The sequence below is a fragment of the Collinsella sp. CLA-AA-H167 genome (assembly GCF_040095305.1).
Lineage (GTDB): Bacteria > Actinomycetota > Coriobacteriia > Coriobacteriales > Coriobacteriaceae > Collinsella.
In genome coordinates this window covers 60,951-67,598 of the sequence record NZ_JBBNGA010000013.1, presented here as the reverse complement: position 1 = coordinate 67,598, position 6,648 = coordinate 60,951, and the positions used below count along the sequence as shown (strand labels likewise).

Annotated in this window: 6 protein-coding genes; 2 read left to right on the top strand and 4 right to left on the bottom strand. The window is 59.7% G+C overall.

All coding sequences use genetic code 11. The features are described from left to right. Positions 1–18 precede the first annotated feature (18 nt). Together AAAT03_RS08535 and AAAT03_RS08530 are read right to left on the bottom strand one after the other, a co-directional pair. Positions 19–888, bottom strand: coding sequence for an IS110 family transposase (locus AAAT03_RS08535; protein WP_349103103.1), 870 nt, complete (start codon positions 886–888; stop codon positions 19–21). A gap of 546 nt (positions 889–1,434) precedes the next feature. Further along, a complete protein-coding gene (locus AAAT03_RS08530; protein ID WP_117635771.1) occupies positions 1,435–2,466 on the bottom strand; it encodes a 3-deoxy-7-phosphoheptulonate synthase in 1,032 nt (343 codons plus the stop codon). Positions 2,467–2,806: 340 nt separating this feature from the next. On the opposite strand from AAAT03_RS08530, the gene AAAT03_RS08525 reads away from it, so the two are divergent. Together AAAT03_RS08525 and AAAT03_RS08520 are read left to right on the top strand one after the other, a co-directional pair. Next, on the top strand, positions 2,807–3,319 hold the full coding sequence (locus AAAT03_RS08525) for a hypothetical protein (RefSeq protein WP_117840477.1): 513 nt from the start codon (positions 2,807–2,809) through the stop codon (positions 3,317–3,319). Next, entirely contained in the window at positions 3,226–3,447 is a 222-nt protein-coding gene (locus AAAT03_RS08520) for a GNAT family N-acetyltransferase (protein WP_158558647.1), read from the top strand. The genes AAAT03_RS08525 and AAAT03_RS08520 overlap by 94 nt, the downstream gene beginning before the upstream one ends. 376 nt (positions 3,448–3,823) lie before the next feature. Here the strand turns inward: AAAT03_RS08520 and AAAT03_RS08515 are convergent, their stop codons facing one another. Both AAAT03_RS08515 and AAAT03_RS08510 read right to left on the bottom strand, forming a co-directional pair. Next, the gene (locus AAAT03_RS08515; protein ID WP_197032249.1) at positions 3,824–4,993 is read right to left on the bottom strand and encodes an ATP-binding protein; all 1,170 of its coding nucleotides are present in this window, start codon (positions 4,991–4,993) and stop codon (positions 3,824–3,826) included. Between the two features lie 251 nt (positions 4,994–5,244). Beyond that, a complete protein-coding gene (locus tag AAAT03_RS08510) occupies positions 5,245–6,621 on the bottom strand; it encodes an MATE family efflux transporter (RefSeq protein ID WP_117774348.1) in 1,377 nt (458 codons plus the stop codon). Positions 6,622–6,648 lie beyond the last annotated feature (27 nt).

The following is a 6,648-nucleotide window of genomic DNA, read 5'->3' as shown; positions in this document are numbered from 1 at the left end:
CGGGAAGGAGGAGGGAGCCTAGACGCCGAAAGCGGCGCATCCGCGTTGGCGAATCCGGCGCATCCGCGTTGGCGCGATTGGCGAAAATACGTTGGTGAAAATGGTGAAAAATATATTGACGCTAACATCGTCGCCCTCGAGCAGCCCCGCCGTCTCGGCCTCGAGGGCCCCGGCCTCGTCGAGGGCCTCCGATATCCGGGCGGCCAGGAACCTGACCTGTCTGTTCTCGGCCTCGACGAGCGCCGGCGGGGGCGCGGTGGAGGCGGCCGCGGCCTCCCCGGCGGCCTCGGCCCGCGGGCCCCCGGCCCCGGAGCGGGCGATCCCCCACGCCCCGCCGAACCCGGCGAGCAGCTCCAGCCACCGCCGGTCCGACAGGTCGACCGCGGCCTCGAGGGCCGGGCAGGACTCGAGCAGCACCGCGCGCAGGCGGTTCTTGTCCCTGGTCGCGCAGGCGACGACGTGGTCGCGCTGCGACGAGAGGGCGCGGGCGGCCTCGAGGGCCTCGCCGCGGCCCGGGACCCCCGACAGGGAGTCCGGCACGCCCAGGGCGGTCCGCGCGATCACCTCGGCGTCGCGCTCGTCGGTCTTGGCCTCGCCGGCGAACAGCCCGGCGGCGCGGCTGGCGGCGAGGCCGGGCAGGTAGGCGACCGCCAGCCCCGCGGCGCGGGCGCGCCGCACGGCGAGGGACCCTATGTTGCGGAACTGGTCGACGACGACGAGCGTGCCGGCGGGCGCGGAGGAGAACAGCGCGTCGAGAGCGCCCTCCCGGTTGCGGACGGGGGCGCTGGCCAGCACCTCCCCGCCGCGGTCGATCAGGCAGGCCCAGTGGGAGGACTTGCCGACGTCCAGGCCGAGCACGGCCGCGGGTCTGGTCGATGGCGCTTTCACGGTGGTATCCTTCCGGTAGTCGTTCGACCGGATGGCCTCCCCCTCGGCACTCACATTACCAGCCGCGGCGCCTGCCCGGCACTTTCCTATCAGCCGTCGGGGGCGGCGCGTCCCGCGCCGGCAGCACCCAACGGGCCCTCTCGGGGGCAGGGACGTTCGGCCGTGCGCGGGCGCCCGGTCGGCGGCCCGTTCTGGGCGCGCCTCAATCGTAGCCCGAGACGGGCCCGGGCTGACAATTTCGACTGTAATGGACGTTCTTAAACGACTAGTCAAACAACAAGAACGTCCCCAACAACTACTTATAAACGGCAGACTATCCACTCTCATTCTGCGAGCACTCATTTAAGTCTGTCCCCAATGAGTGCCCTGGAGCAGGACAACTCCGCAGGTAGAGGACGGACAGCGAGCGCCGTCCAGAGCGTACAAGTTGGCATGAAAAAGGCAGGGCATTGACCTTCTGGTCATGCCTTGCCTTTTGAATGACAAATTGTCGCTCTGGGCGGCGCGCAGCGTCGAGCCGTTACGCGGGTTGGTAAACCCGCGTAACTAAACACGCTCCGCGATCTCGTGGATCAGATAGTCGGTCTTTTCCCAGCCCAGGCACGGGTCGGTGATCGACTTGCCAAAGACGCCGCCGTCGACCGGCTGGTTGCCATCCTCCAGGTAGGACTCGATCATAAAGCCCTTGACCAGTTTGGAGATGGATTCGTTGCGGCGACAGCTGTCGAGCACTTCCTTGCAGATGCGATACTGCTCCAGCGGGCGCTTGCCCGAGTTGTCATGGTTGCAGTCGATAACCGCCGCCGGGTTGGCGTAGCCGGCGTGCTCGGTATAGCGCTCGGCAAGGCGCTCCAGGTGCTCGTAGTGGTAATTGGGGTAAGTGCGACCGTCGAGACCGATGTAGCCGCGCATGACGGCGTGCGCGAGCGGGTTGCCGTCGCACTCGACCTCCCAGTTGCGGAAGATAAAGCTCTGGTGCGCCTGGGCGGCGTAGATGGAGTTGAGCATGACGGTAGTGGAACCGGCTGTAGGATTTTTCATGCCCACCGGCACCGAAATGCCGCTCGACACCAGACGGTGCTCCTGGTTCTCGACCGAACGCGCACCCACGGCGACGTAGCTCAACAGGTCGACGAGGTACTGGTAGTTGGACGGGTAGAGCATCTCGTCGGCAGTGAAGAAGCCAGTCTCCTCGATGACGCGCAAGTGCATGTGGCGAATGGCCTTAACGCCTTCGAGCAGATCGTCGGGCGCCTCGGGATCGGGGTTGTGCAGCAGGCCCTTGTAACCGGTGCCCTTGGTGCGCGGCTTGTTGGTGTAGACGCGCGGGATGATGATGAGCTTGTCCTTGACCTCCTCGGCGGTTTTGGCCAGGCGGTTCATGTACTCGAGGACCGAGTCCTCGCGGTCGGCAGAGCACGGTCCGATGATGAGCACCTTGCGCGCGTCCTCGCCGGTAAAGACCTTGGCGACCTCGGCGTCGAATGCCTGCTTCTTAGCAGTAAGCTCAGCGGACAGCGGCATTTCCTCGCGGATCTCCATGGGGATCGGCAGCCTGCGTTTAAATTCCATGGCCATGCGGGGCCTCCTCAATCAAAGAAGTCTAAGCTTGAATCGTCGAATGCTCGGCATTATCCGCTGTCGCACGCTAAAGTGCAAGCACGACCAACCAAAAAGGGAATGGATAACGCGCGGGTCGCTTACCACGAGAGTGGATAATCTCCCGTTTTTGGCCTAGGATCGCGCTGAAAGTGGGAGATTATCCACTCTCGTCGAGCAAGCGTCCGAAAATCCTCGCTCGTGGCCCCTTTTCCTCCGTCCCCGAGGGAACGGGACTCGTCTGCCGAATGATTGATGCGGCGACGGCGCGCCCATGTCACACTCAGAGGTGGCCTGACCCACCTTGGAAGGAGCCTCCATGAGCCTTGACAACGTAACCCTGCGCGCCGCCACGCTCGACGATCTGGCTGGCATCGCCGCCATCTACAACCAGCTGTGGTGCAACACGCTGCGCAACCGCGGTGACGTCGAAGCTGCCGATTTCTGCGCGCGCTTTAACATCACCATGCAGCTACAGCGCTCACCTATCGCGCTTGTCGCCGAGGCCGAGGGCCGCATTATCGCCGCCTGCTGCATCGGCATCTTCGAGGACGGCAAGCCGCGTACCAATCCCACGTGGGTGCCCTGCTACGACGAGATGTTCGCCCAGGCAACCGAGATGGCAAAGACCGCCGACGCCAAGCTCGAGGGCTCGCTCTTTGGCGACAGCCGCGAGAAGGCCACGGCCGACCGCTTTGCCGCCACGGGCAATGAGTATGCCCAGGGCTCATCATCATCGTGCCCGAGTGGCAGGGCAAAGGGCTCGGCCGCGCGCTCATCGACCTTGCCCGCGCCGAGCTCGCCCGGGCAGGCTGCACCAAGTTCTTCCTGATGAGCGACTGCAACTCTGACTGGCAGTTCTACGAGCACCTCAACATGAAGCGCATCCTAGAAGATCACAGCCAAGACACCGGCGACGGCTTTATCGTCTACATGTACGGAGGCGACACGCAGGATTAGCCTGTGTGCCGCCTCATGGGCTTTCTCCAAGACAGCCCAAACCGGTCAGCCATACCAAATAGAGACCTGCCAAAAAGGGACAGGTTTATTTTGGCAGGTTTTATCTGGGAAAACACCAAGGCCGCCGCGAGGGAACTACTTTCCCTCGCGGCGGCCTTCTAACAGCAAAAACCAAGTGAGTAGATTTTTTGCAGGAATCCGAGCACACGCCAAATCGCCACAGCGCTGACCTGCAGTTTTACCGAGCATTTGTCGCGATGTGCTCGGTAAATCCAAAAAAGTCTACTCACTTGCATCTGAGGCGCACCGGATCGGCAAAAAACCGCCGCGAAAGGGATCCGGACCCTTCGCGGCAGTTGTTAATACGCCGAACTTGTTATCGCAAAAGCCAATCACGCGCCGAGACCACGCTACAGTCTTTCGACTCATACGTTGAATCCACGCGGGCCACAACATAGCGCGCATCTTTTGCAATGTCGATCTCATCGCATACAGCCTGTAAATGGCGGGCGTACTTATCGTGATACGTTCTGGATGATTTTATTTCGATAGCCTTGGGACTCCCTGAGTTTGTGCAGTCGAGCAAATCGATTTCTCGCTTGCCGTCGTCCCTATAGAAATACAACTCGGGATTCTCGCCCACGTTGAGATGGCTCTTCGCCGTTTCGGAAACGATGAGGTTTTCGAAAACTGCCCCCAGATAAGGGCTCTCCAAAAGTTGCTCCAGTGATCCAATTTTGAGCAAGTAGCAGAGCAGCCCCGTGTCGTAAAAATAAAGCTTGGGCGTTTTAGTCAAACGTTTCCTGGCATTTGCATAATAAGGCTGCAGTGAAAACGTCAGGTAGCTCTGCTCCAGGATAGACAACCAGCTTTTAATGGTCGATACGTTCACACCCGTATCTCGAGAAAGCGAAGATATATTAATGAGAGCACCGGCGCTCTGGGCAATTATGGACAGTAACTTATGAAACTCCGCTTTATTGCGCACGTCAAGCAAGCCCACAACATCGCGCTCAACATAGGTATCAATATAGCTGGGGAAATAAACCGAGGACGGCATTCCGGCGGAACGCAGGCGAGGGTATCCCCCTTCGAGCGCAAACAAATCCACTTCCAACTGCCCCTGCTGGCCCCTCTCCGCTTCTCGAAACGAAAATGGCAGCAATTTTAAGATCCCGACTCGCCCGGCAAGAGACTGGCCGATGCTTTTCATCATCAAAAAGTTTTGCGATCCCGTAAGGATGTATTGACCGGCATCTCCCCGCTCATCCGAAACAACCTGGATCATCGAGAACAAATCCGGGGCGTATTGCGCCTCATCGATGATGAGTCCGCCCTTTCGGTTGCGGATAAAACTCACCGGATCCTCCAAGGCCGCGCGCCTCGTTTGGGGGTCCTCAAGCGTGACATAGGAATAGTCGGGAAAGGCATGCCTAACCAGCGTAGACTTTCCGCTCTGCCTAGGCCCCGTCAACGACACAACAGGAAACCAACCCGCCATGCGAATGAGCAACTCATGCAAATCCCTGTTAATGTACTCGGCCATATCAACGCCCCTTATAACGCTGTTACCATAATCGTATAGTATCATTTGCCATAATCTCGCAGTAGCGTTTTCCATAATCTTGTAGTAGTGTTTTCCACAATCTTATAGTAGCCCAGTTCAAAAACGTTATTTATAGAGCCGAAATCTCAGACCCTAAATAACAATAGCCACCACAATGGGAACTGTCCCCATTGCGGTGGCTTGCAGGCGAGTTGACTTATTCGACTATCGCGGGCCGGCCGTGTCCGAGTCTAGAGCGTGGCAAGTCGCTTGGATTCGCGGACGGCGAGGGCGATGGAGATAAGACCAGTGATGGCGTCAGCCGCCACCAAGGCAAACCAGACACCCTGAACGCCCATCATGTTGCCAAGCAGGTACATAAGCGGCACGGAGCAGATCACGTAGCGGAGCAGACCGGTGAACGTGGCGATACCCACCTTCTCAACCGCCTGGAAGTACATCGACATGGTCATGGCAAGATAGCCCAGGGCCACGGCCAGGATAACGATGCGCGTGGCGTTGGCGGCAACCTCGACGAGCGCCGGGTCGCTACCAGCAAAAAAGGCGCAGACCGGCGTTGCGGCCACCCATAGCACAGCAGACACCGCAGCAAGCGTCACGACCTGGTACTTAAGCGTGCAGGAGAGCGTTTCCTTGAGGCGCGCCCACGCCTTGGCGCCGGCGTTGAAGGCGGCAATGGGCTGCAGGCCGTACGAGAAGCACTGGGCGACCATCATGGTAATGTAGAGGATGTAGCCGTTGATCACACCAAAGGCCGCGATGTAGAGCGAACCCATGTCGCCGCCGAGCTGGCCAAGCAACGAGTTGGCAACGGTGTTGAAGATGAACGTGGCAGCTTGCACCAAAAAGAACGGGAAACCAATCTTAATGATCTGGCCGCAGATGGCCATGTCGAGTTTGAGGTCGGCGGCGTTGATCTGGAGCTGCGACTTCTTACCGCCGATGAACCAGAAGATACCGATGGCCCAGATACCGATGGAAAGACCGTAGTACACGCCAGCTCCCATAACGCCAAGCTTGAGCACAAACGTGGAAAGCGCAAGCCAGCAGATAGCGACGATGGCAGACACGGTCATGAGGTTGGCCTGGATCTGAACCTTCTCGTCCACACGCATGACGGCGGTGACCATCTGACCAATGACCGTGAGCGGCAGCAGCACGGAGAAGGTGCGCACGCCGGCAACGGTATCGGTCATGATGTCGGGCGTGGCGCCGAAGAATGCGCAGATGGGCTCGGTAAACACAGCCATCACCACAGCAAGCAGCACACTCACAATCGTGGTAAGCCAAAAACCCTGGCTAAACGCCTTGCTGGCGCCCTTAATGTCGCCGGCACCCAAAAGGTTGCCCACCACGGCGGGCACGCCGGTGCCAAACAGGTTGCCAAAGGCCAGGTTAATGTACTCGACCGACATGATGATCGAAACACAGGCCAGGCCGTGTGCACCCAGGCCCCAACCCATCACGAGGCCCTCAAGGACCACCATGATAATCTGGGCGAGCATACCCTGGCCGGTGATGATGGTGTACTTGCGCACCAGGCCGGGAATCGGCTGCGAGGCAAGCTCACGCTCCTCCTCAACAGCGGCGGTTGTCTCTTCTGCCATTGTTCTCCCCTTTCCATGAGAGATTGA

Excerpts from the sequence above, each read along its gene's own strand:
- AAAT03_RS08515 (WP_197032249.1), bottom strand. The coding sequence starts at position 4,993 with ATGGCCGAGTACATTAACAGGGATTTGCATGAGTTGCTCATTCGCATG.
- AAAT03_RS08510 (WP_117774348.1), bottom strand. The coding sequence starts at position 6,621 with ATGGCAGAAGAGACAACCGCCGCTGTTGAGGAGGAGCGTGAGCTTGCC.
- AAAT03_RS08525 (WP_117840477.1), top strand. The coding sequence starts at position 2,807 with ATGAGCCTTGACAACGTAACCCTGCGCGCCGCCACGCTCGACGATCTG.
- AAAT03_RS08530 (WP_117635771.1), bottom strand. The coding sequence starts at position 2,466 with ATGGCCATGGAATTTAAACGCAGGCTGCCGATCCCCATGGAGATCCGC.